Annotated in this window: 19 protein-coding genes and 1 pseudogene; 9 read left to right on the top strand and 11 right to left on the bottom strand. The window is 71.5% G+C overall.

Going from position 1 to position 22,387, the window contains the following annotated elements; translation table 11 throughout:
- Nucleotides 1–241: 241 nt before the first annotated feature.
- Nucleotides 242–826, bottom strand: coding sequence for a hypothetical protein (locus tag N8I87_RS06615; RefSeq protein ID WP_263206349.1), 585 nt, complete (start codon nt 824–826; stop codon nt 242–244).
- A 556-nt stretch (nt 827–1,382) separates the two neighbouring features.
- Between N8I87_RS06615 and N8I87_RS06610 the strand changes: the two genes are divergently transcribed.
- The gene (locus N8I87_RS06610) at nt 1,383–2,900 is read left to right on the top strand and encodes a glutamate-cysteine ligase family protein (RefSeq protein WP_263206347.1); all 1,518 of its coding nucleotides are present in this window, start codon (nt 1,383–1,385) and stop codon (nt 2,898–2,900) included.
- 36 nt (nt 2,901–2,936) lie between these two features.
- Here the strand turns inward: N8I87_RS06610 and N8I87_RS06605 are convergent, their stop codons facing one another.
- Complete coding sequence (locus N8I87_RS06605; protein WP_263206345.1) at nt 2,937–4,709, bottom strand: substrate-binding and VWA domain-containing protein; 1,773 nt, start codon at nt 4,707–4,709, stop codon at nt 2,937–2,939.
- 120 nt (nt 4,710–4,829) lie between these two features.
- Between N8I87_RS06605 and N8I87_RS06600 the strand changes: the two genes are divergently transcribed.
- The gene (locus N8I87_RS06600) at nt 4,830–5,630 is read left to right on the top strand and encodes a CPBP family intramembrane glutamic endopeptidase (protein WP_263206343.1); all 801 of its coding nucleotides are present in this window, start codon (nt 4,830–4,832) and stop codon (nt 5,628–5,630) included.
- Here the strand turns inward: N8I87_RS06600 and N8I87_RS06595 are convergent.
- From N8I87_RS06595 to N8I87_RS06580, 4 genes are all read right to left on the bottom strand, one after another.
- Complete coding sequence (locus tag N8I87_RS06595; protein WP_263206342.1) at nt 5,620–6,432, bottom strand: PhzF family phenazine biosynthesis protein; 813 nt, start codon at nt 6,430–6,432, stop codon at nt 5,620–5,622. The two genes, N8I87_RS06600 and N8I87_RS06595, sit on opposite strands and share 11 nt — an antisense overlap.
- Nucleotides 6,433–6,674: 242 nt before the next feature.
- Entirely contained in the window at nt 6,675–7,376 is a 702-nt protein-coding gene (locus N8I87_RS06590) for a response regulator (RefSeq protein ID WP_263206340.1), read from the bottom strand.
- Nucleotides 7,377–7,514: 138 nt separating this feature from the next.
- Nucleotides 7,515–7,979, bottom strand: coding sequence for a Crp/Fnr family transcriptional regulator (locus N8I87_RS06585; protein WP_263206339.1), 465 nt, complete (start codon nt 7,977–7,979; stop codon nt 7,515–7,517).
- Between the two features lie 190 nt (nt 7,980–8,169).
- Nucleotides 8,170–9,960, bottom strand: a complete 1,791-nt coding sequence (locus tag N8I87_RS06580) for a SulP family inorganic anion transporter (RefSeq protein WP_263206337.1) — start codon at nt 9,958–9,960, stop codon at nt 8,170–8,172.
- Nucleotides 9,961–10,371: 411 nt separating this feature from the next.
- Here N8I87_RS06580 and N8I87_RS06575 point away from each other — a divergent pair, with 411 nt between their 5' ends.
- Nucleotides 10,372–11,286, top strand: coding sequence for a universal stress protein (locus N8I87_RS06575; protein WP_263206335.1), 915 nt, complete (start codon nt 10,372–10,374; stop codon nt 11,284–11,286).
- A gap of 122 nt (nt 11,287–11,408) precedes the next feature.
- Nucleotides 11,409–12,271, top strand: a pseudogene (locus N8I87_RS06570) (universal stress protein).
- Nucleotides 12,272–12,288: 17 nt separating this feature from the next.
- Here N8I87_RS06570 and ppk2 read toward each other — a convergent pair.
- Nucleotides 12,289–13,092 carry a polyphosphate kinase 2 gene (gene ppk2, locus N8I87_RS06565; protein WP_263206334.1) on the bottom strand — a complete coding sequence of 268 codons (804 nt, stop codon included), beginning with the start codon at nt 13,090–13,092 and terminating at the stop codon, nt 12,289–12,291.
- A gap of 53 nt (nt 13,093–13,145) precedes the next feature.
- Between ppk2 and N8I87_RS06560 the strand changes: the two genes are divergently transcribed.
- Entirely contained in the window at nt 13,146–15,527 is a 2,382-nt protein-coding gene (locus N8I87_RS06560; protein WP_263206332.1) for a phosphoketolase family protein, read from the top strand.
- A gap of 260 nt (nt 15,528–15,787) precedes the next feature.
- Here the strand turns inward: N8I87_RS06560 and N8I87_RS06555 are convergent, their stop codons facing one another.
- A complete protein-coding gene (locus N8I87_RS06555) occupies nt 15,788–16,351 on the bottom strand; it encodes a DinB family protein (RefSeq protein WP_263206330.1) in 564 nt (187 codons plus the stop codon).
- Between the two features lie 227 nt (nt 16,352–16,578).
- Between N8I87_RS06555 and N8I87_RS06550 the strand changes: the two genes are divergently transcribed.
- Nucleotides 16,579–17,205: a PadR family transcriptional regulator gene (locus N8I87_RS06550; RefSeq protein WP_263206328.1), complete on the top strand. Its 627-nt coding sequence runs from the start codon at nt 16,579–16,581 to the stop codon at nt 17,203–17,205.
- Nucleotides 17,206–17,297: 92 nt separating this feature from the next.
- Here N8I87_RS06550 and N8I87_RS06545 read toward each other — a convergent pair whose 3' ends face one another.
- Nucleotides 17,298–17,726 carry a type II toxin-antitoxin system Rv0910 family toxin gene (locus tag N8I87_RS06545; protein WP_263206326.1) on the bottom strand — a complete coding sequence of 143 codons (429 nt, stop codon included), beginning with the start codon at nt 17,724–17,726 and terminating at the stop codon, nt 17,298–17,300.
- Nucleotides 17,727–18,037: 311 nt separating this feature from the next.
- On the opposite strand from N8I87_RS06545, the gene N8I87_RS06540 reads away from it, so the two are divergent.
- Complete coding sequence (locus tag N8I87_RS06540) at nt 18,038–18,586, top strand: Clp protease N-terminal domain-containing protein (protein WP_263206325.1); 549 nt, start codon at nt 18,038–18,040, stop codon at nt 18,584–18,586.
- A 69-nt stretch (nt 18,587–18,655) separates the two neighbouring features.
- Nucleotides 18,656–19,672: an EamA family transporter gene (locus tag N8I87_RS06535; RefSeq protein ID WP_263206324.1), complete on the top strand. Its 1,017-nt coding sequence runs from the start codon at nt 18,656–18,658 to the stop codon at nt 19,670–19,672.
- Nucleotides 19,673–19,692: 20 nt separating this feature from the next.
- On the opposite strand, the gene N8I87_RS06530 is transcribed toward N8I87_RS06535, so the two are convergent.
- Nucleotides 19,693–20,331, bottom strand: a complete 639-nt coding sequence (locus N8I87_RS06530; protein WP_263206322.1) for an FMN-binding negative transcriptional regulator — start codon at nt 20,329–20,331, stop codon at nt 19,693–19,695.
- On the bottom strand, nt 20,331–21,011 hold the full coding sequence (locus tag N8I87_RS06525) for a pyridoxamine 5'-phosphate oxidase family protein (protein WP_263206320.1): 681 nt from the start codon (nt 21,009–21,011) through the stop codon (nt 20,331–20,333). Before N8I87_RS06525 ends, N8I87_RS06530 begins: the two co-directional genes overlap by 1 nt.
- A gap of 36 nt (nt 21,012–21,047) precedes the next feature.
- Here N8I87_RS06525 and N8I87_RS06520 point away from each other — a divergent pair, with 36 nt between their 5' ends.
- Nucleotides 21,048–22,379 (top strand): aminotransferase class I/II-fold pyridoxal phosphate-dependent enzyme, encoded by a 1,332-nt coding sequence (locus N8I87_RS06520; protein WP_263206318.1) that lies wholly within the window; start codon nt 21,048–21,050, stop codon nt 22,377–22,379.
- The last annotated feature ends 8 nt before the right edge of the window (nt 22,380–22,387 follow it).

Below are 22,387 nucleotides of genomic sequence, written 5' to 3'. Positions count from 1 at the left end.
CGCAGCACCGCTTTCTCACAGGTTGATGACGCATCGGCCACGCGACTGGTTCATCCCAACTGGGCAGCCACTTCGGGTGGTTCGGGATGGCCGGATGGGGCTAGTCCGGTCGGGCCGGACACCTTTTTCGGCTCGTCGGAGCGCATTATTGCTCGTACGAGCGCGGGGGGTGGGTAATCCTCGCGGAAATGCAGTCGTACCCCGCCTCCGGAAATTGGAGACGGGGTACGAAAGGGGTGTGTCAGGCGGGTGAGCCGAGCAGTGGCACGGGAGTCACCCGGTGGGTCAGCACCGGAAGCAGCTCGGCGACCCGGTGCGGGCGGTGGGCCGCGATGCCCGGTGGCGCCGGCGCCAGTGGGACGAGCAGGTCCGCGGCCGCCGGATGGCCCTCGGCGCCGTCCGCCGCGCAGTCGCCGTGCAGCCACAGGGTGAGCATGTACAGGCCGGGCACGGAGAGCAGACGGGGCTGGTAGGGCTGTTGCATCGTCTCGGCCTGGCGCAGGGCGTGTTCCGTGGCGGCGATGTAGGGGCCCTCGAAGAAGTGCGAGAACGCCCAGCCGTCCGGCATCAGCCTGGTCTCGGCCGCGGCCACCGCGCGATCACCGCACCGGATCAGGAATCGCCACCCGGTGAGCCGGGTGGCGGACGCACCCTCGGGAGTGATCCGGTCCAGCACATGTACGGGCAGCGGGAGTTCGGGTGTGGCGGGTCCCTGGGCGTTGCGCAGGGAGGGGGTTCGGGCCTCGCGGACCGCGGTGGGGGAACCGAGGGCCGTGAGGACGGAGCGAAGTGCGGGCGCGGGGGCAGGGGGGACTTGCAGCGGCATGGTGGGTCGCCTCTCATTCGACAGGCGCGGCGGCGCGAGGGAGGGGGCGGACGGCGCTGTCAGCTCGATGGGGTCAGAGAGGCGGGGGCCCGGGCCGGTGAGCGAGGGTGCGGATGAGGTCTGCCGCACGTCACCTTGACGGCAGGAACCAGGACCGTGGGCGCCAACCTTCTGCCTTGTTCGCGGAGTTTATACGACGGTTGTTCATATGATGTTTCCACTAGCCGTTTCCGGCGTCGCGAACAACGCGCTATTCAGCCGTTGATTCGCGGGAATCATCCCGATTCCCCGCCCGGCGGATACCCGCTGACCTCGGAATACACTTCAGGAGCGGTCGGCCGAATGTCGTCGGCGTTTTTCACGAGGCTCTCGGGGCACCCGAAGGTGCGTGATGCCCCATGCCCCGTGAATGTGCCCCGGGACACATTCCAACAGAGTAGCGGGCCCCGGGTCCCCGTGGGACGTTATCGATCGCTTCGGCTGGGCATCATCCCACCTGACCCGGGACACCCGGCGGCCGGATCCTCGGCCCGCCCGATCGAGGAGGGACGCTTCGATGGGGGAGAAGGTCGTGGCAGGTGCGTTCGACCTGTCCGATCGCCAGCACTACCGGGCAAAGCTCCGGCAGTGTCTGACGGGACTGGAGCGGCTCCTGGTGGAGAAACGGTTCGACCGCCCGAAGAATCTCATGGGCGTCGAGATCGAATTGAATCTCGCCGGTTCCGACGGTATGCCGAGAATGCTGAACGGTCAGGTACTCGAACGTATCGCGAGCCGCGATTTCCAAACAGAACTCGCCATGTTCAATCTGGAAGTCAACATAGCCCCACACCGCCTGGGTGGCCGGGTATTCGACCGGCTGGCCGAGGAACTGCGGACCTCGCTGGCGTACGCCGACCGCAAGGCCGGGGAACTGGACGCCGGAATCGTGATGATCGGCATCCTGCCCACGCTCGACCGGGACGACCTGGTCTCCTCCAACCTCTCCGAGGTGGACCGCTACACCCTGCTCAACGACCAGATCGTGGCCGCCCGCGGCGAGGACTTCGTGCTCGACATCGACGGGGTGGAACACCTCGCCTGCACCTCGAAGTCCATCGTGCCCGAGGCCGCGTGCACCTCCGTCCAACTGCACCTCCAGGTCACCCCCGGCCGCTTCGCCGACGTGTGGAACGCGGCGCAGGCCGCCTGCGCGGCCCAGATCGCCGTCGGCGCCAACTCGCCCTTCCTGTTCGGCCACGAGCTGTGGCGTGAGTCGAGACCGCCGCTGTTCCTGCAGTCCACCGACACCCGCCCGCCGGAACTGCAGGCCCAGGGGGTGCGGCCGCGCACCTGGTTCGGCGAACGGTGGATCTCCTCCGCCCATGAACTGTTCGAAGAGAACCTGCGCTTCTTCCCGGCCCTGCTCCCCATCTGCGACGAGGAGGATCCGCTACGGGTGCTCGACGAGGGAGGCGTGCCCAAACTCGCCGAACTCGTCCTGCACAACGGCACGGTGTACCGCTGGAACCGTCCGGTCTACGGCATCGCCGACGGCGTTCCGCACCTGCGCGTGGAGAACCGGGTCCTGCCCGCCGGACCGACCATCACCGACGTCATCGCGAACGCCGCCTTCTACTACGGCGTCGTCCGCGCCCTCGCCGAGGAGTCCCGCCCGGTGTGGACCCGGCTGCCCTTCGCGACGGCCGAGGCCAACTTCGACGCCGCGTGCCGGCACGGCATCGACGCCCGCTTCGTCTGGCCCCGGCGCGGACGCTACGGCGGTACGGCCGAGGTCGAGGCCGTCACCCTCGTACGCGACGAACTCCTGCCGCTGGCCGAGGCGGGCCTGGACGCGTGGGGCGTCGAAGCCGCCGACCGGGACCACCTTCTGGGCGTCATCGAGGAGCGCTGCCGCCGCCGCGTCAACGGAGCGAGCTGGCAGTCGGCGACCTTCCACCGCGCCCTGGAACAGGGCCTGTCCCGGAAGGCCGCGCTGGCCGCCACCACCCGTCGCTACCGCGAGCTGATGCACATCGGGGAGCCGGTGCACACCTGGCCGGTGGGCCTGCCGGAGCCGGTGCCGTTGGGGTGAGGGCGGCACGGCCGCGCACCGAGGCAGGGCCGTCGGTCAGCCCGAGGCGTTCCGTGCCCCCGCTGCCACGATGGCCTGCAGGATGACCGAGTGGATCTGGGCGGGGTCGCTGACCTCGTGGCCGGAGCCGCCGGTGGCCCGCGCGATCTCCTGGGCCTCCTTCCCGGAGGCCTCCGGACCGACGGCGATGACGATGAGAGGCACCGGGCGCTCGGGGTCGCTGAGCCCCTGCAGTTCGGAGACGAGGCCGGCGCGGGAGATGCTGCCGGGATCCTGGTTCACCCCGTCGGTCAGCACGACCAGCGCGTTGAACTTGCCCTTCACATACGACGAGGTGGCCGCCCGGTACGCGGCGAGCGTGGTGTCGTACAGGCCGGTGGCACCTCCGGGGACCGGCTCCAGCCCGCGGAACGCCGCCGACAGCCGGTCCCGCTGGGTGCCGCTGCCCTTGCGGTCGCCCAGCCGCTCGGTCGGCACCAGGACGCGGTAGTCCTTGTCGCCGTCCAGCCTGGTGGCGAACTCCCACAGACCGATCTCGTCCTCGGGGGTGAAGGTGGCGAGGGCCTGGAGCAGCGAGGCCCTGGTGACATCCATACGGGACCGGCCCGTGTCCGCCACCGGCTCCGACATGGAGGCGGAGGCGTCGACGACCGTGGTGATCCGGGCGCTCTGCACCGTGATCGTCCACGTCCCCAGCGCTTCCTGGAGCGCGGTGTCGGAGGCCGGCTCCGGGGACGGCTCCGCGTAGGGCTGCGGGCTGCGGCCGCCCGCCGCGGCGACGACCGACGCCGACACGGAGTCGTCGTCCGTGCGGAAGCCGTACTTCTCCAGGAGCCTGTGCTGTGCGGGCTCCCGCAGATACGTCATGAACCGGATCGCGGCCCGGCTCTCGTCGGTGGTCAGCTCCGGCTCGTCGACGAGCGTGTAGGGGTGGTCGAGCGTCGGCGAACCGTCCGTGGGATAGAAGAAGTCCAGGTCTGTGCCGCCCCCGGCCTTCGAGTTGTGGGTGAACGCCGCCTGCTCGCTGAGGATCAGTGCCTGGTTGCGCCTGGGGTTGCCCCGCTCGGTACCCGAGGAGTCGTGGGGCAGCGTGCCCAGGACCTGGCCGTCGGTCGCGGAGACGCGCCGTGACAGCGCCTTCATCATGGCCGCGGCCTGGGTGGCCCCGCCCTTCGCCTTGTCGGCGGCCGCGCTCAGCCGGGTGAGCGCCAGCAGCCCGGTCGCGCTGCGCGCCGGGTCCGCCGCGCCCAGCCCGAGCGAGTCGTCCGAGAGGGCGGCCCCGGCCAGTTCGGGCCAGGTGTACGTCTTCTTCGGCCACCCCAGCGACTTCGCGGCGGCGGGCAGCATCGCCACGCCCACCGGCGTCGCGGCCACACTGCCCTCCGGCGTCACCTGTGTGGCCGTGCCGTCCGCCGTGACCCGCTGCACCCATACGTCCGAATCGGGGACCCAGACCTGTGCGTCGGGCTTCCGGCCCGCGCTCAGGATGTCCGTGACCTCGGCGGAGTCCTGCGCGCTCACCGTGACGGCCACGCAGTTCCCGTCGGAGGTGAGGTTCTGCTTCCGGGCCCGCCCGGCAGCCGCCTCCAGGGCGGGGGCCACGTCGGGGGAGGCGGCGAGCGTCAGCCGCACCGCGTCGTCCTGGCAGGAGGAGCCGAAGGAGAGCAGCCCGCTCTGCACGGCGACGGCCGTGCCGCCGGCGACGGTGAGGACGAGGGCGGTCGCGATGGCCAAGTTGCGGCGACGGGCGCGGGGGCGGGGGTCGGCCGTGCCCGCCCCGTACCGATCGGGCAAGCTGTGACGTCCCATGACGGTGGTGCCCCTCCCTGTCCCCCCGACAGTCCGTGGCGCACTTTCTTCGTAACTGCTTTCGAGACACTAGCGGGGCGAAGATGAGCATGGGGCGGGATTACCCAACTGGAGGCAGGTGTGCAGGTGGAGGCGGACCCGGTGGCCGATTCTTATCCGCTGGAGCGGCCCTCGCGCCGGATGTTCCGGGACGAGACGCTGCTCGTTCTGGGGCTTTCGCTGGGCGCGAGCGGAGTGTCCGCCCTGATCAGCTTTGTCGGATCGGTCACGAAACCGGGCGGCCTCAAGGACCAGGCGGCCACCCTCAACGCCTCCGCCGCGCCGGGCCGCCCCTGGCTCGATCTCGCCTGGCAGCTCTTCGGTATCGCGTCGGCACTCGTGCCCGTCCTGCTCGTCGCCCACCTGCTGATGCGCGAGGGCGAGAGCCTGCGCACCCTGGGCTTCGACCGCACCCGCCCCTGGCCAGACCTCGGTCGCGGAGCGGGAGTCGCGGCCGTGATCGGCAGCACCGGGATCGCCTTCTACCTGGCCGCCCGCGGCCTCGGCTTCAACCTCACCGTGGTGCCCGAGGCGCTGCCCGACGTGTGGTGGAAGTACCCGGTGCTGATCCTTTCGGCGCTGCAGAACGCGATCCTCGAAGAGGTGATCGTCGTCGGCTATCTGCTGCGCAGACTGGGCCAGTTGGGCTGGACCCCCGGCACCGCGCTGGTGGCCAGTTCCGTGCTGCGCGGCTCGTACCACCTGTACCAGGGCATCGGCGGCTTCCTCGGCAACATGGTCATGGGTGTGGTGTTCGTCTACCTGTACCGGCGCTGGGGCCGGGTCGGTCCCCTGGTGGTGGCGCATTCCCTGCTCGACATCGGGGCGTTCGTGGGATACGCGCTGCTGGCGGGGAAGGTGGGCTGGCTACCTACGGCGTGAGCAGCTCGCCCTCGATCGTGGTGACCGCGCGGCCGGTCAGCAGGGTGCGGTCGCCGCGCAGTCCCGTGCGGACCAGACCGGAGCGCCGGGAGGCCTGGAGGCCGGTCAGATCGGGGCGGCCCAGGCGCTCGGACCAGTAGGGGGCCAGGGCGGTGTGGGCGCTGCCGGTGACCGGGTCCTCGTCGATGCCGACGTTGGGGAAGAAGCATCGCGAGACGAAGTCGTATCCGCGGGCCGGGTCCTCGGCGCGAGCCGTGGCGATGATGCCGCGCGCGGAGTAGGCGCCGAGCGCCTTGTGGTCGGGGGCGAGCCCGAGGACGGTCTTCTCGTCGGCCAGCTCCACCACCAGGTCCCCGACGTTCGGCCCGGTGTCGAACGCCGTGAGCGGCTCCGCGCCGAGCGCCTCGGCGACCCCGGCCGGGACCTCGACCGCGGTGAGCGACGCGGTCGGGAAGTCCATGGTGATCCAGCCGTCCTCGCCGGGCGTGGCGACGAGCACACCGCTGCGGGTCGCGAACCGCACCGGGCCCTCGTCGGCGCCGCTGGTGTACAGGACGTGGGCCGTGGCGAGCGTGGCGTGCCCGCACATCGCGACCTCGGCGACGGGCGTGAACCAGCGCAGCGCCCAGTCCGCCGCACCGCCCTCCGGCAGCGGGTGCGCGAACGCCGTCTCGGCGTGATTGACCTCCATGGCGACGCTCTGGAGCCAGTCGTCGTCCGGGAAGGCGTCGAGGAGCAGAACCCCGGCCGGGTTGCCGGCGAAGGGACGGTCGGTGAAGGCATCGACGATACGAATCCGCATACGCCGACGCTAGACGCCCCGCGCACCGGGGCACCAAGGCCAATTCGGGGATGCTGGACCGATGTCGCGGTGCGTCCCCGGGGGTGGGAGTCGGGAGAGCGGCCGGGGCGCGGGCTTCACCGCGCAGCGTGCGTCGCGGGGGAGGGGACGGGGGCGCGGGGGCGCGGGGGCTGACATCGGCCGGGGCGCGGGCTTCACCGTGCGCCCCGGAGGGGCGGGAGAGGGGACGGGGGTGCGGGGGGTCAGCGTGTGGCGTGGTCGCCGGTTTCCAGCTGGTCCAGGTGGGAGGCGAGGACCGCGGCCTGGACGCGGCGCTGGACACCGAGCTTGGCCAGGAGGCGGGAGATGTGGTTCTTGACCGTCTTCTCGGAGAGGTAGAGCTTCTTGCCGATCTCGCGGTTGGTCAGGCCGTCGCCGATCAGGGCGAGGATGTCGCGCTCGCGCGGCGACAGGCTCGCGAGTTCGGCCGGCATGGCCGGTGTGTCCGCCGGGTCCGCGCGCAGCGAGCGCATCAGGCGAGCCGTGGTCGCCGGGTCCAGCATCGACTGGCCCGAAGCGACGGTGCGCACCGCCGAGATCAGGTCCGAGCCCTTGATCTGCTTGAGGACATAGCCCGACGCCCCGGCCATGATCGCGTCCAGCAGCGCGTCCTCGTCGTCGAACGACGTGAGCATCAGACACGCGAGTTCCGGCATCCGGCTGCGCAGCTCCCGGCAGACCGTGATGCCGTCGCCGTCGGGGAGACGGACGTCCAGCACGGCGACATTCGGGCGCAGCGCGGGACCACGGACCAGCGCCTGTTCGACGCTGTCCGCGTCGCCGACCACGGAGATGTCGGGCTCGCCGTCGAGCAGGTCGGTCAGACCGCGCCGTACGACCTCGTGATCGTCGAGCAGAAACACGCGGATCGGATTCCGCTCGTCGAAAGTGCCTGTGTCGGCCATGGCGATCCCTCGCTCCCCGGTGGCGGACCGCCTGTGGGCAGTCCGTGAGGCCGATCCTCACTCGCCGGGGCCGGACGTACTAGGGCCGTCCGGCCCCACTGACCGGGGCCCACCGGGTCGTCGTCGGCGCCGGACCGGTCAGACGAGGCTGCCGGCGCCGTACGGGGCGTACAGGTCCAGGAGCCGGCCCCTGGCGGAACGCAGCCGGTGGGCCAGTACGTCGCCGACCCACAGCGCGACGGCGTTGCCCAGCGCCGCGTCCTCCCGGCACATGGTGCGCACGGCCTCGGCGTCGAACTCGTACGCGCGCACCGGCGTCACCGCCTCGGCCCCCAGGTGCCAGATGTGCGGCGAGAACAGCCAGGACCAGCCGACCAGCTCGTTCGGCCGGAGCATCTCGATGACGGCGGCCTTGCGGCCGGGCACATGCATGTCGAGTTCGATGCTGCCGGTGCGGAGGATCCAGAACCGGTCGGCACGCCCACCCTCCTCGAACAGGCGTGTCCCCTGCGGGAAGGACACCTCCCGGGCGATGCGCATCAGCTGCTGCCGGTGCTCGGCGGGCAGGGCCTGCAGCATGCTGGGCGTACGGGTAGTGATCATGGCGTGCCTCCCGGCGGCGCGTAGGAACTGCCGAGGCCAGCGTGAATCCGTCGGGAACGGCCGGCCATGGGCCACCCGGCCCGTCGGCCGGGCCACTCGGCTCCCGTCGGTCCCCACGGCGGTCGCACCCGTGCCGAGGGCCCGCCGACGATGCTTGGCGGGGTCGCTGAAGAACGGCTCGAGGATCGGTTCAGCCGCGGTCGTCGCCGCCCGGAGCGCCGTCCCCACGCGGAGCGCCGTCCCCACCGGGAGCGTTGTCCTCACCCGGCGCCCGGCCCTCGCGCCAACTCCGGTAGGCGGCCACGGCGGTCGGCAGCGTCGGGAAGATGAGATCCGGTCCGACGGACTCCTCCAGGCCGTACGCCCGCAGATCGTCCAGGAGGTCCTGCTTGACCCGGGCGAGGGCGAACACGATGCCCCGCCCGACGAGTTCACGGCGCAGTTCGTCGACCGCGTCCAGGGCCGTGATGTCGACCTCGACGTTGGCCTCCGTGTTCAGGACGAACCAGCGCACGGGAGCGGTCTGTTCGTCGACCGAGGCCAGCGCCCGGCGCCGGAAGTCCTCCGCGTTGGCGAAGAACAGGGGCGAGTCGTAGCGGTAGACCAGCAGGCCGGGGATCGTACGGGCCGCAGGGTAGTCGTCCACGTCGTGCATGCCGGCCATCCCGGGCACCAGCCCCTGGACCGCGTCGTGCGGCCGGGCCACCCGCGTCAGCAGCTCGGCCACCGACAGCCCGACGGCGACCAGCACGCCGTACAGGATGTCCAGGGCGAGCACCCCGGCCAGGCAGCCGATGGCCAGCATGAGTTCCCGGCGGCGGAAGGACGCCAGCCGGCGGAAACCCGCGAAGTCGATCATGCGGGCCGCCGCGTAGACGACGAGCGCGCCGAGCACGGCCGAGGGGGTGCGGGAGAGCAGCGGGCTGAGGAACAGCAGGACGGCGAGCACCGCGGCCCCCGCCACCAGGGAGTACGCCTGGCTGCGGGCCCCCGCCGAGGAGGCGAGCGCGGTGCGGCTGGCGCTGCTGCTCACCGGGAAGCCGTGCAGCACACCGGCGCCGAGGTTGGCCGTCCCCAGCGCGAGGAACTCCTGGTTGGCGTCCAGGCCGGGGCCCTCGTCGGCGCCGCCGGTGAACGCCCGCGCGGTGAGGATGAAGTCCGTGTACGCGACGATCAGCACACCGAGCGCGGGCAGCACCAGACGCGGCAGGTCGCCCAGGTCGGGCAGGGCGAGGTCCGGCACTCCCGACGGGACCTCGCCGATCACCTTGATGCCGTACCGGTCGTCGAGGTCGAACGCCACCACCGCGGCCGTGCCGAGAACCACCGCGAGCAGCGGTCCCGGCAGCATGCGGGCGTACCGCGTCACCACGAACAGGAACGCGAGCACCGTGGCCGAGAAGACGACCGTGGCCGCGTGGGCGTCGGACAGGTGCGTCACGAACGACCAGACCTGAGGGAAGAACTCGGTGCCCGTCGTGGCGATTCCGGTGAGCTTCGTCAGCTGATCCACGGTCATGATCAGCGCCACGCCCGCGAGATAGCCGATCAGGACCGGCCGTGAGAGCAGGTCGGCGAGGAAGCCCAGCCGCACCGCCCACGCCACCACGCACAGCAGACCGACCGTGACCGCGAGCGCGGCCGCCAGCATCGCGTACCGCCCGGAGTCGCCCGCCGCGAGCGGACCGACCACGGTGGCCGTCATCAGGGCCGTCGTGGACTCGGGGCCGACCGAGAGCAGCCGGGAGGAACCGAACAGCGCGTACAGCGCGAGCGCGGGCAGGATCGCCCACAGTCCGGTGACCGGCGGCAGCCCGGCCACTCCGGCATAGGCCATGACCTGCGGCACGAGATACGCGGCGACGGTCGCGCCGGCCAGCAGGTCGCCCCTCAGCCACGAGCGGCGGTAGCGGAGCAGGACCGCGAGCCCCGGTACCGGATGGCGCCACCACGAAGCGTGTGCGGCCGAGCCCTGGGACATGCGCCACCCCTCTCCGTGCCTGACCTCATGATCCACCGACGTACGACCCGCCGCGAGACGTATCCGCGAACTCGCCCGCCACGCCCGCGCCGACGAGCCCAACGAGCCCCGCGTGCGGGACCGTTCAGCCCTGTGGCCATCGGCCTTCGGCCTCGGAGCTGCCCTGGTCGGAGGCATCGCGCTGCGGATCGTGGCCGTCGCGGGCACCATGAGGAGGGCGTCGATGAGGCGCGCCGTCCTCCTGATCGTCCTGGCCGCCGTGTCCGCCGCCGACCCCCTCCGCGTCGGCGGACTCCGGGCCCCGGCTCCCCGAGGGCCCAACGGCCCTTCTCCGGGACCTGCGGCCCCTGCCCCAGGCCCGGTCCCTGCACGAGGCTCGAACCGGGAACCCCCACTCAGGAGGTGGAGATCATGACCCGCACCGTCACGGTCGGCCTGGACGGCTCGGCAGAGAGCCGCGCCGCGGCCGAATGGGCGGCCCGCGAGGCAGAGCTGCTCGGTCTGCCGCTGAAGCTGCTCCAGGTGTGGGAGCCGGTACCGGAGCCCATGGCACAGGCACCGCTGCTCGGGTCCGAGACCCACCAGCACTGGACCGACCGGATCACCCGCGAGGCGGCCGAAGGCATCGCCCTGCGCCACCCCGGCCTCGAGGTGACCACCGAGCAGCTGTCCGGCACGCCCGGCGAGGTCCTCGCGAACGCGGCGAAGGACGCCGAACTGCTGGTCCTCGGCTCGCGCGGACTGGGCGGCGTCGCCGGATTCATGGTCGGCTCGGTCGGACTCTCGGTCGTCGCCCATGCCGAACGACCCGTCGTGCTGGTCAGGGCGGGCAAGCAGGCCGCCGACGAGCACGAGATGGACCCGGCGGGCATCCCGTCCGCCGCGACACCGTTCCGCCCCGTGGTCCTGGGCCTGGACGTGGACTCCCCGGACGAGGAGCTGATCGGGTTCGCGTTCCAGGCGGCGGCCCGGCGCGGTACGACCCTGCGTGTCGTCCACGGCTGGACCCCACCGCCGTACTACACGGAAGCCGTCACCGCGGACCTCGTGATCCAGGCGCCCGAGGCGCCCGAGACACTCGGCGAAAAGACCCCCCTGACCGAGATCCTCCAGCCCTGGCGGCAGAAGTTCCCGGGCGTCGAGGTCACCACGGAGTGCCACTGCGGAACCCCCGCCGACCACCTGGTCGACGCCGCCCGCGAAGCCTCCCTGCTGGTCGTGGGCCGGCGGATCCGCCGCAACCCCCTCGGCGCGCACATCGGTCCCGTCACCCACATCGTCCTGCACCACGCCACCGCTCCGGTCGCCGTGGTCGCGCACGACTGACCCATAGGACGCGGCCGACCAGGACTCGACCGACCCACCCCGGAGGAGAGGAAACCCATGAAGGCAGCGGTTGTCCGGGCCCCTGGTGGGCCCCTGGATCCCGGGGCCGGGCGGTGAGCGCGGTGGACCTGCCACTGGTCGTGGCGGTCGACGGCTCGGAGCCGAGTCTGCGCGCGGTGGACTGGGCGGCCGACGAGGCGTCGTTGCGCGGGGTGCCGCTGCGGCTGGTGTACGCCTCGCTGTGGGAGCGCTACGAGGGCACCTCACTGGTGCAGGACGCGGGCAGGCCGTCCGAGCAGGTGATGGCCGATGGCATCGTCGCCACGGCGGCCCGGCGTGCGGCGAGGCGCCAGGCGGGAGTGAAGATCACCACCGACGTCCGGCCCGAGGAACCCGAATACGCGCTGGTGTCCGAGAGCCGCGACGCGTCCGCGTTGGTGATGGGCGCCCGGGGCCGTGGTGGTGTCGCCGAGATGCTGCTCGGTTCGGTCAGCCTGGCCGTGGCCGCCCGTGCCGACTGCCCGGTCGTCGTGCTCCGCGGCGGCCAGGACCGGCGCGGTGGGCCCGAGACGCACGGCCGGATCGTGGTGGGCGTGGGGAGGGGCCGGCCGGTTCGGCGGCGGTGCGCTTCGCCGCCGCGGAGGCGGAGCTGCGCGGGGTGCCCCTGGAGGCCGTACGCGCCTGGCGGCACCCGGCGCATCCGGCCGTCGGCGACTCCGCCCGGTTGCACGAGGAGCGGGCCGCCGAGACCCTGGAAGCGGCCGTGAGCGAGGCGGCCGAGCAGCACCCTGGCGTCGACCTGCGACGGCGTACCGTCGAGGGCCACGCGCGCAGGGTGCTGCTGGACGTCTCGCGCGACGCGGGCCTGCTGGTCGTGGGTGCCCGGCGCACGCGGGGCTCCTTCGGGCTCCAGCTCGGCCGCGTCACCCACGGCGTGCTGCACCACGCCGCCTGCCCCGTCGCGGTCGTACCCCATCGGGCGTGACCGCGGTGGGCGGTGGTTCACAGGCTCGCCGCGTGGTCCGGGACGTATGTCTGCAGATCCCGCGGCGGGCGCTCGTAGCCGGCCGACGGCGGTCGCTCCGGCAGTTCCAGCACCGGCGGCTTCACCTCGTGGTACGGGACGGAGTCCAGCAGATGGGCGATCATGTTCAGCCGGGCGCGGCGCTTGTCGTCGCTCTCGACGACGTACCAGGGCGCCTCGGAGACGTCGGTGTGCACCAGCATCTCGTCCTTGGCCCGGGAGTAGGCCTCCCAGTGGGTGATCGACTCCAGGTCCATCGGCGACAGCTTCCAGCGTCGCACCGGATCGTGCAGGCGCCGCCGGAACCGCTCCTGCTGCTCGGTGTCGCTCACCGAGAACCAGTACTTGCGCAGCAGGATCCCGTCCTCCACCAGCATCCGCTCGAAGATCGGGCACTGGCGCAGGAAGCGCTGGTACTCCTGCTGCGTACAGAAGCCCATCACATGCTCGACACCGGCCCGGTTGTACCAGGACCGGTCGAACAGCACCATCTCCCCGGCGGCCGGCAGGTGCTCCACATACCGCTGGAAGTACCACTGCGTGCGCTCGCGCTCGGTCGGCTTGGGCAGCGCCGCGACGCGTGCCACACGCGGATTGAGGAACTGGGTCACCCGCTTGATCGCGCCGCCCTTGCCCGCCGCGTCCCGCCCCTCGAAGACGACCACCAGCCGGGCACCCTCCGCCCGCACCCACTCCTGCAGCTTCACCAACTCGGTCTGCAGGCGCAGCAGTTCCTTCTCGTACACCTTCCGCGGCAGCTCCGCCGCCTGTTTGTCGGCCATGCCGCCTCCACCGCCCGATGACCCCTACGTCGACGACTTCCGGAGTCTCACCCATGTCCAAGGTCGAACACCAGGACGCCACCGTACTTTCCGACGACGAGCTGCGCACCCTGGACGCGCACTGGCGCGCCGCCAACTACCTTGCGGCGGGCCAGATCTATCTGATGGCCAACCCGCTGCTGACCGAGCCACTGCGGCCGGAGCACATCAAGCCGCGGCTGCTCGGTCACTGGGGCACCTCGCCCGGCCTCAACCTCGTGTACACCCACCTCAACCGCGTGATCAGGACGCGTGGCCTGGACGCGCTGGCCATCTGGGGGCCGGGGCACGGCGGGCCCTCCGTGGTGGCCAACTCCTGGCTGGAGGGCAGCTACAGCGAGACCTATCCGGACGTGTCGCGTGACGCGGCGGGCATGGAGCGGCTGTTCAGGCAGTTCTCGTTCCCGGGCGGCGTGCCCAGCCATGTGGCCCCGGAGACGCCCGGTTCGATCCACGAGGGCGGCGAGCTCGGCTACTCGCTCGCCCACGCCTACGGCGCCGCCCTCGACAACCCGGACCTGCTGGTCGCCTGTGTGATCGGCGACGGCGAGGCGGAGACCGGACCGCTGGCCGCCTCCTGGCACTCGAACAAGTTCCTGGACCCGGTGCACGACGGAGCGGTCCTGCCGATCCTGCACCTCAACGGGTACAAGATCGCCAACCCGACGGTGCTCTCCCGTCTTCCCGAGTCCGAACTCGACGAGCTGTTGCGGGGATACGGTCATGAGCCGATCCATGTGACCGGCGACGTCCCGGCCGAGGTGCACCGGGCGATGGCCGCGGCGCTCGACGAGGCGCTGGACCGTATCGCGGTGGCGCAGCGGACCGCTCGCGAGGACGGCGTCGGCGAGCGCGTGCACTGGCCGGTGATCGTGCTGCGCACGCCGAAGGGCTGGACCGGTCCGGCCGAGGTGGACGGCGAGCCGGTCGAGGGCACCTGGCGCGCCCACCAGGTCCCGCTGGCCGGTGTGCGCGAGAACCCCGAGCATCTGCGGCAGCTGGAGGCCTGGCTGCGCTCGTACCGGCCCGAGGAACTCTTCGGTGCCGACGGCAGGCCCGTGGCCGATGTCCTGGCCTGCCTTCCCGAGGGCCACAAGCGGCTCGGTGCCACGCCGCACGCCAACGGCGGCCTCCTGGTACGGGACCTGCCGATCCGCGGCCTCGACGACTTCGCGGTCCCCGTCGACAAGCCGGGGACGACGCTGCACGAGCCGACCCGGGTCCTCGGCGCCCTGCTCGAACAGGTCATGAAGGACACCAGCGGACGCCGGGACTTCCGAGTGGTGGGCCCCGACGAGACCGCCTCCAACCGGCTGCAGGCCGTCTTCGACGCCAGCGGAAAGGCCTGGCAGGCACAGATCCTGCCGGTCGACGAACACCTCGAGCGGCACGGCCGGGTGATGGAGATCCTCTCCGAACACCTCTGCCAGGGCTGGCTGGAGGGCTATCTCCTCACCGGCAGGCACGGACTGTTCTCCTGCTACGAGGCCTTCGTGCACATCGTCGACTCGATGGTCAACCAGCACATCAAGTGGCTGAAGACCTCGAGGGACCTGCCCTGGCGCGCGCCCATCGCCTCCCTCAACTACCTGCTGACCTCGCACGTGTGGCGCCAGGACCACAACGGCTTCTCCCACCAGGACCCCGGCTTCGTCGACCACGTCCTCAACAAGAGCCCCGAGGTCGTGCGCGTGTACATGCCGCCGGACGCCAACACGCTCCTGTCGGTCGCGGACCACGCCCTGCGCAGCCGGGACTACGTGAACGTGATCGTGGCCGGGAAGCAGCCGTGCTTCGACTGGCTGTCCATGGACCAGGCCCGGGTCCACTGCGCGCGGGGAGCCGGTATCTGGGAGTGGGCCGGCACGGAGAACAGCGGCGAACCGGACGTGGTGCTGGCCTGCGCCGGGGACGTGCCCACCCAGGAGGTGCTGGCCGCGGCCCAGCTGCTGCGCAGGCATCTGCCCCAGCTCGCGGTGCGCGTTGTCAACGTGGTCGACATGACACGGCTGATGCCGCGCGAGGAGCATCCGCACGGCATGACCGACTTCGAGTACGACGGACTCTTCACCACCGACAAGCCGGTGATCTTCGCCTACCACGGCTACCCGTGGCTGATCCACCGCCTCGCCTACCGCCGCACCGGCCACCGGAACCTGCACGTGCGCGGCTACAAGGAGTCCGGCACCACGACCACGCCGTTCGACATGGTCGTGCGCAACGATCTCGACCGCTACCGCCTGGTGATGGACGTCATCGACCGCGTCCCCGACCTCGCGGCGGGCGCCGCCGGCGTGCGCCAGCAGATGGCCGACACCCGCACCCGCCACCACGCCTGGATCCGCGAGCACGGCGTTGACCTGCCCGAAGTCGCGGAGTGGAGCTGGAACGCCTGAGTCCGCGAGCGGCGGAGCCGCCTGTCCTGTCTCATCGAAGGTTGAGCACGGTGGGAAGCGGCCTTGGTGATGTTCATGGAAGCTTCGCCAACTCCGAACATGCAGGTAGAAGGCCCTGGCGTGGCGCTCGCCCGGGATGCCAGGGCCTTCTACCTGCGCAGAACGGCGGTCAAAGACCGTGAGGCCTCTCGGCGGCAGCAGCCATGGAGCGTCACGGAGTCCACGTGAGTTTCCGAAGCTCGATCGCCGGTTACCGAAAGTCATATTCGGTGCGGTACGGCTCCGTCCTGCCAGCGGTAGAGGTCGCGCAGCAGGGAAATCTCGGCGCCGTGATGGATCAGCTCCCTGTTGACGTGCAGGACCCTGTTCTCCATGGGAAACCGCTCGGGACCCACCGTGGGCGGATTGTCCAGGTCAGCGTCCGAGAGCTCGCGGACCCCCGCGTTCCATCTCCCATACATCTCATCGAGCTGTTTCAGCGCCTCGTCAGCGGTCCCCGCGTAGGCGAATGTCTGGGAGTCGACGTCCTGGCCGCCGAAGTGCCATCCGACCCGATAGCCCAGGCACGAGACGATGATGTGCGCCAGCCGCCAGGCAATCGTGGTCACCGGTGCCGGCACCGGTTCAGGGGACGCGGAGTCCATAGTCCACTTCCCCGAACCTGCCGACACAGGTGCGGCCGACGTGCCACGTGGGCGGATGCTCCAGCAGCCGCGCACCGGCTCCCAGAAGTACTCCTCGTCGGTAAGACCGTCCAGCCGTGGCCGCAGGTTCTTGCGCCAGTACCAGTCCAACTGCTCCGCGAGCCGCTCGCTTCTTGTCATTGCCGCACATTACAGACCCGTCGAGCAGAGAGTGCCGGCCTGGTGGAGGCAGGAGGACTCCGGCCATGCCGTCCGGCAGCGCGACCTGGGTTTTCTGGGCATAACGCCACTCCGGCCCGGTAAAAGCCTCGCTCGTAGCCACAAAGAGCTGGGCCCTTGTCATCCGATCGGTTCCGATATATCGTTGATGCATCGCGACAGATCAACGATGGAATGGAGTGATGGCGATGCGTTCGCACGGATACGAGCACGGACATCGACACAGCGGCGGCTCCCGGCACGACCGGGGCGGTTTCGAGGGGCTGCGGGCGGCCTTCGGGCCCTTCGGTCCGGGCGGCCCCGGCTTCGGTCCCGGCGGACCCGGATTCGGACCGGGCCCCTGGGGGCACCGAGGGCGCGGCGGCCCCAGGGGAAGGGCGCGGCGCGGTGACGTACGGGCCTCGATCCTGGCCCTGCTCAAGGACCGGCCGATGCACGGTTACGAGATGATCCAGGAGATCGCCGAACGCAGCGGCGGCGCGTGGAAGCCGAGCCCCGGCTCGGTGTACCCCACCCTGCAACTGCTGGAGGACGAGGGCCTCATCACCAGCGAGTCCGAGGGTGGCAAGAAGCTGTTCTCGCTCACCGAGGACGGCCGCACCGCGGCCGACGAGGGGCCCGACGCCCCCTGGGAGGAGGCCTCGCGCGGGGTCGACTGGGAGGCCCTCGGTGAGATCCGCCAGGCCGGTTTCGGTCTGATGGAGGCCTTCGGGCAGGTCTGGAAGACCGGCAGCAAGGAACAGCGCGAGAAGGCGCTGGCCGTCATCAACGACGCCCGCAAGAAGCTGTATCTGATCCTCGCCGACGAGGACTGACCGCCCTCCTCGCGAGGAGCGAGGGCACGGACCGAGGCGCCCCGTGGAGCACTCCGCGGGGCGCCTTCCGTCATGTCCTCTGTCTCGCTGTCTCAGGCCACCAGCCCGCCCAGCTTGCGCAGCGACTCGTTCAGGGCCGCCGTCGCCGAGTCCTTGAGCTTGCCCGCCATCAGCGACACGGCGGCGCCCGTGAACTCGCCGTCGATACGCACCGTCGTGGCGTCGCCGTCCGGGGTGAGCGTGTAGCGCGTGGCGACGGTCACCGCCATCGGGCCCTTGCCGCGAATGGCGAGCACCCGGGCCGGCTCCAGCTCCTCGACGGTCCACTCCACCTCGGCCGGGAACCCCATCAGCTTCATGTTCTCCTGGAAGGTGCCGCCCACCGCCAGGGTCTCGGGGCCGCCCTTGGGGAAGTTGGTGTGGGTCGCGTTCCACTCCCCGTACGCCGGCCAGTCCGTGAGCTGCGCCCACACCTTCTCGGCCGGTGCCCCGATGCGTGCCTCCGCGCTGACTTCGGCCATGCGACCACCTCTTCGTGTCGGGCTGTGGTGTCGCGGAACGTAGCCGCAGGGCCTGGAACATTCAATACTGATGAACTGTCAGAAAATGTGGAGAGTCGAGACCACGGGGGCGAGGCCACAGGCAGGGTCGAGACTCGGAGCGGGCGACACCGCTGGGCGTGAGGCAAGGCGGCGCGCCCTCCCGCAACCACATCGGCCTGATCTCCTCCGTAAGGAGGAGATTGCGGCCGGGGTTGTCCACTCTCCGTGGGACGCGAAAATGCTTCCCCCCGGCGATGACCTCGGCCCGAGAGGCTGATGGGGTAGGGGATGTGCAACCCCGTATTCCCCAGCAGTCCGCCCACGACCAGGGAATCCTTCGCGCGGATGACGATGCCGGGCTCAGCGCCGAGCTGGCAGCGGTGGTCGCTGGTGCCCGCCGCAGGGCCGTTCGGGACGGGGACCGGCAGATCGACACCGCCCACCTGCTGCACTCGCTCCTGGAGTCCGATCCCGACGTACGGGCCGTGATCGGCGAGCCTGCGCAGATCGCCCGGCTGCTCGGCTATCTCGTCCAGCGCAGCATCGGCTACGGGCTGCGCTGGCAGAGCACCGTGGAGGACTCGGGCGTGATTTCCACCCTGAAGGGGACCGACGGCTGGTCGCCGCTCGCCTCCGCCGCCATGGTCCACGCCGTCGAGCGGGCGCGGCTGCGCGGCGGCGAACGCGCGGGCGGCACCGATCTGCTCGTAGCGCTCGTCCGGGACCCGCAGGCCCGCGCCGTCGAGGTGCTCGCGCGCGCCGGGATAGAGGTGTCCGGCCTGCCGGCCCGGATCACCGGCCCGGGGGAGTACGCGGGGGACGGCGGCGCGGCCTGGTGAGGGTGCGCCCCTCCAGCCGATGAGACAGGTGCCATTGGGGGTGACGCTCATGTCATCGCCTGTCATCATGTGCCGGTGCATACGTCTGAAAGCAGCCAGGGCAGCCACGGGAAGGGTGTCGGGCTCGGCCTCGCGCTCGCCTCGGCGCTCGCCTTCGGGGGATCCGGTGTCGCGGCCAAGCCGCTGATCGAGGCGGGACTCGACCCGCTGCACGTGGTGTGGCTGCGGGTGGCCGGGGCCGCGCTGGTGATGCTGCCGCTCGCCGTGCGCCACCGGGGCCTCGTGCGCCGTCGCCCCGCGCTGCTCACCGGGTTCGGACTGCTCGCCGTGGCCGGCGTCCAGGCCTGCTACTTCGCCGCGATCTCACGCATCCCGGTCGGGGTCGCGCTGCTCGTGGAGTACCTCGCCCCCGCCCTGGTGCTCGGCTGGGTGCGATTCGTGCAGCGCCGGCCGGTCACCCGTGCCGCCGCGCTCGGTGTGGTCCTCGCGGCCGGTGGCCTCGCCTGTGTCGTCGAGGTCTGGTCGGGGCTGGGCTTCGACGCGCTGGGGCTGCTGCTCGCCCTGGGCGCGGCCTGCTGCCAGGTCGGCTATTTCGTCCTGTCCGACCAGGGCAGCGACGCGGGCGATGAGGCGCCTGACCCACTCGGTGTCATCGCGTACGGACTGCTCATCGGCGCCCTCGTGCTGACCGCCGTGGCCCGCCCCTGGTCCATGGACTGGTCCGTCCTCTCCGGCACCGCCCACCTGAACGGCTCCCAGGTCCCGGCCGCCGTCCTGCTCGCGTGGATCGTCCTGGTCGCCACGGTCATCGCCTATGTCACCGGTGTGGTGTCCGTGCGGCGGCTCTCCCCGCAGGTCGCCGGCGTCGTGGCCTGCCTGGAGGCGGTCGTCGCGACCGTGCTGGCCTGGGTGCTCCTCGGCGAACACCTCTCCGCGCCCCAGGTCGTCGGCGGTGCGGTCGTCCTGGTCGGCGCGTTCATCGCGCAGTCCTCGACGCCCGCGAAGGGCTCCGCGGACCCGGTGGCGAGCGGCGCACCCCGACGCGAACTCGCCGCCCGGGGAACGGCGGCACAGCCCGCCGAGTGAACCCCGGCCGGCCCGTCCGGTCACGCACACGCCCCTCGCCTGCGCACCAGGTGCTCCCGCGCCGCGTCGTCCCCCGGCCCGCTCCGCCCCGCCAGCGCGCCGGCGATCCGGTCCTGCACCTCCTCCGGCTTCTTGCCCGCGTACTTGAACTTCGCCCGTACCTCGGTCACCACGAGCCGCAGCCCGCGGATGCCGGACAGCAGGCGACCGTACGGAGCCTCGTCCGGTGTCGCCCGGGACGAGCCGCCCTCCGGCTGGAAGTGACCGACCTGGCGGTTGAGCATGTCGGACTTCTCCGCCGGGTCGTCCACGACATGGGCCGTGCAGCTCAGCTGGACGGCGGTGTAGAAGCTCGTCGGGACGCCGTGCTCGGGCGGGCCGTCCGGCGCGGCCTGCCAGGGGCCGGGCACATAGACGTAGTCGTCGACCACGCTCAGCAGCACCCGCGGGTTCGCCTCCAGGGCGGGCCACAGCGGATTGGGGCGGGCGAGGTGGGTGACCGCCTCGCCGCGGGCGGCGTCGAAGGCGAAGTGGAGCGGCTGCACGAAGGGCGGCTCACCGGGCAGTCCATTGACCGCGAGCTGGCCGAAGTCATGCGCGGCCAGCCAGGTCTGCCACTCGGTGTCGTCGCGGGGCGCGTCCCAGGGGTGGATCAGCATCACAGCGCCCTGAGGTAGTCGGGGAGCTCTGTGCCGGGGACGAGGTCGGCGTTCGCGACCGGTGCGTCGTACCCCTTGCGCAGCGGGACGACGCCGGCCCAGTGGGCGAGGGACAGGTCCTCGGGCTCGTCGTTCGCGCCGCCGGTACGGACCTTGGCGGAGACCTCGTCCAGGTCGAGCCGGATGACCGCGGTGGCCGCCAGTTCCTTCTTGTTGGCGGGCCGGGAGTCGGCGGAGCGCCCCGGTACGACATGGTCGACCAGCGCGTCCAGGGCCAGTCGCAGCTCCTCGGGGTCGGTGACCTGGTGGGCGGTGCCGTGCACCACGACCGAGCGGTAGTTGATCGAGTGGTGGAAGGCGGAGCGGGCCAGGACCAGCCCGTCGACATGGGTGACCGTCAGGCACACCGCGAGCCCCGGGTCGGTCCCGCCCGTCATCCGCAGCGGGCGCGACCCGGTGGAGCCGTGCACATAGAGCCGCTCGCCGACCCGGCCGTACAGCGTGGGCAGCACCACCGGTGCGCCGTCGCGGACGAAGCCGAGGTGGCAGACGTAGCCCTCGTCGAGTATCGAGTGCACCAGCTCCTTGTCGTACGACGCCTTCTCGGCGGCGCGCGTCGGGACGGTGCGGTCGGTCGGGGTGTAGGCGGCCGACGGCGGCGTCTGCTGGGTCCCCTGCATGGCGGCTCTCCATTGCACTAGTGCATAATCTCTTTTGTGCTAGGAGATTATCCGATCGAAGGTCGCGGCGCAGCGGAGATCGCGGCGAGCGTCGAGCGCGTGGTGGGGGCCGGTGACCTGGAACCGGGCCAACTGCTGCCGCCCATGAGAGAGTTGGCCGCCCGGCTGGGAGTGAATCCCAATACGGTTGCCGCCGCCTACCGCACCCTGCGGGAGCGCGGGGTCATCGAGACGGCAGGGCGCCGTGGCAGCCGTATCCGGCCCAAGCCGGCCACCACGGGACGTGAGCAGCTGCATGTGGCCGTACCGGCCGGGGTGCGGGACCTGTCCAGTGGCAACCCCGACCCGGCACTGCTGCCTCCGCTCACGCACGCCCTCGCGGCGGTGGCGGCGGAGGCGGACCGGGAGCCGGTGCTCTACGGAGCCGAGCCTGTCGAGCCGGAGCTGGCCCGGATCGCGCGTGCCGAACTCGACACCGTCGGGGTGCCCGACGGGCCGCTCACCGTGACCTCCGGTTCACTGGACGCCGTGGAGCGCGTCCTCGCGGCACACCTCAAACCGGGGGACGCCGTCGCCGTCGAGGACCCCGGCTGGGGCCGGACCCTCGACCTCGTACCGGCGCTGGGGCTGCGCACGGCCCCCGTGGGCGTCGACGACGAGGGCCCGCGCCCCGAGGACCTGCGCGCCGCCCTCGCCTCCGGAGCGCGTGCCCTGATCGTCACCGCCCGCGCGCAGAACCCCACCGGTGCTTCTGTGAGCGCCACTCGCGCGCGTGCCCTGCGTTCCGTGCTGCGCGCATACCCGCAGACCCTGCTGATCGAGGACGACCACGGCCACGGTATCGTCGACCTGCCCCCGCACCCCCTCGCCGGTGTCACCCACCACTGGGCCTTCGTCCGCTCCGTCGCCAAGGCGTACGGCCCCGATCTGCGCCTCGCCGTGCTCACCGGCGACTCCGTCACCGTCGACCGCGTGCGCGGAAGACAGCGGCTGGGGCCGGGATGGGTGAGCCGCCTGCTGCAACGCGCCGTGGTCCACCTCTGGAAGGAGGGCGCGGTGGACGGCCCGGCGGTGGCGGCGGCGTACCGGACCCGCAGGGACCTGCTGATCGACGCGCTCGCGGAGCGCGGGGTCCCCTCGTACGGCCGCAGCGGCATGAACGTCTGGGTACCGGTCCCTGACGAGACAGGCGCGGTGGCCCGCCTCCTGCACGCGGGCTGGGCCGTCTCCCCGGGTGCCCGCTTCCGCCTGAACGCCCCACCCGGAATCCGCATCACGATCTCGACGCTGACCCCGGAGGAGACCGGCCCTTTGGCGGATGCGGTGGCGGCGGCGGTGGGCCCAATGCCGGTCAGGCCTTATGTGTAGGCACTTAC

The sequence above is a fragment of the Streptomyces sp. HUAS 15-9 genome (genome assembly GCF_025642155.1).
In the GTDB taxonomy this organism is placed as follows: domain Bacteria; phylum Actinomycetota; class Actinomycetes; order Streptomycetales; family Streptomycetaceae; genus Streptomyces.
Note: the sequence above shows the minus strand (reverse complement) of the source record. Positions and strands in the feature narration are given on the sequence as shown.

What these genes read in the sequence shown, in the direction of transcription:
- N8I87_RS06580 (WP_263206337.1), bottom strand. Translation starts at nt 9,960, where the DNA reads ATGTCCCAGGGCTCGGCCGCACACGCTTCGTGGTGGCGCCATCCGGTA.
- N8I87_RS06595 (WP_263206342.1), bottom strand. Translation starts at nt 6,432, where the DNA reads ATGCGGATTCGTATCGTCGATGCCTTCACCGACCGTCCCTTCGCCGGC.
- N8I87_RS06605 (WP_263206345.1), bottom strand. Translation starts at nt 4,709, where the DNA reads ATGGGACGTCACAGCTTGCCCGATCGGTACGGGGCGGGCACGGCCGAC.
- N8I87_RS06585 (WP_263206339.1), bottom strand. Translation starts at nt 7,979, where the DNA reads ATGATCACTACCCGTACGCCCAGCATGCTGCAGGCCCTGCCCGCCGAG.
- N8I87_RS06560 (WP_263206332.1), top strand. Translation starts at nt 13,146, where the DNA reads ATGTCCAAGGTCGAACACCAGGACGCCACCGTACTTTCCGACGACGAG.
- N8I87_RS06555 (WP_263206330.1), bottom strand. Translation starts at nt 16,351, where the DNA reads ATGACAAGAAGCGAGCGGCTCGCGGAGCAGTTGGACTGGTACTGGCGC.
- N8I87_RS06545 (WP_263206326.1), bottom strand. Translation starts at nt 17,726, where the DNA reads ATGGCCGAAGTCAGCGCGGAGGCACGCATCGGGGCACCGGCCGAGAAG.
- N8I87_RS06615 (WP_263206349.1), bottom strand. Translation starts at nt 826, where the DNA reads ATGCCGCTGCAAGTCCCCCCTGCCCCCGCGCCCGCACTTCGCTCCGTC.
- N8I87_RS06525 (WP_263206320.1), bottom strand. Translation starts at nt 21,011, where the DNA reads ATGCAGGGGACCCAGCAGACGCCGCCGTCGGCCGCCTACACCCCGACC.
- N8I87_RS06530 (WP_263206322.1), bottom strand. Translation starts at nt 20,331, where the DNA reads ATGCTGATCCACCCCTGGGACGCGCCCCGCGACGACACCGAGTGGCAG.
- ppk2 (WP_263206334.1), bottom strand. Translation starts at nt 13,092, where the DNA reads ATGGCCGACAAACAGGCGGCGGAGCTGCCGCGGAAGGTGTACGAGAAG.
- N8I87_RS06590 (WP_263206340.1), bottom strand. Translation starts at nt 7,376, where the DNA reads ATGGCCGACACAGGCACTTTCGACGAGCGGAATCCGATCCGCGTGTTT.
- N8I87_RS06610 (WP_263206347.1), top strand. Translation starts at nt 1,383, where the DNA reads ATGGGGGAGAAGGTCGTGGCAGGTGCGTTCGACCTGTCCGATCGCCAG.
- N8I87_RS06550 (WP_263206328.1), top strand. Translation starts at nt 16,579, where the DNA reads ATGCGTTCGCACGGATACGAGCACGGACATCGACACAGCGGCGGCTCC.
- N8I87_RS06575 (WP_263206335.1), top strand. Translation starts at nt 10,372, where the DNA reads ATGACCCGCACCGTCACGGTCGGCCTGGACGGCTCGGCAGAGAGCCGC.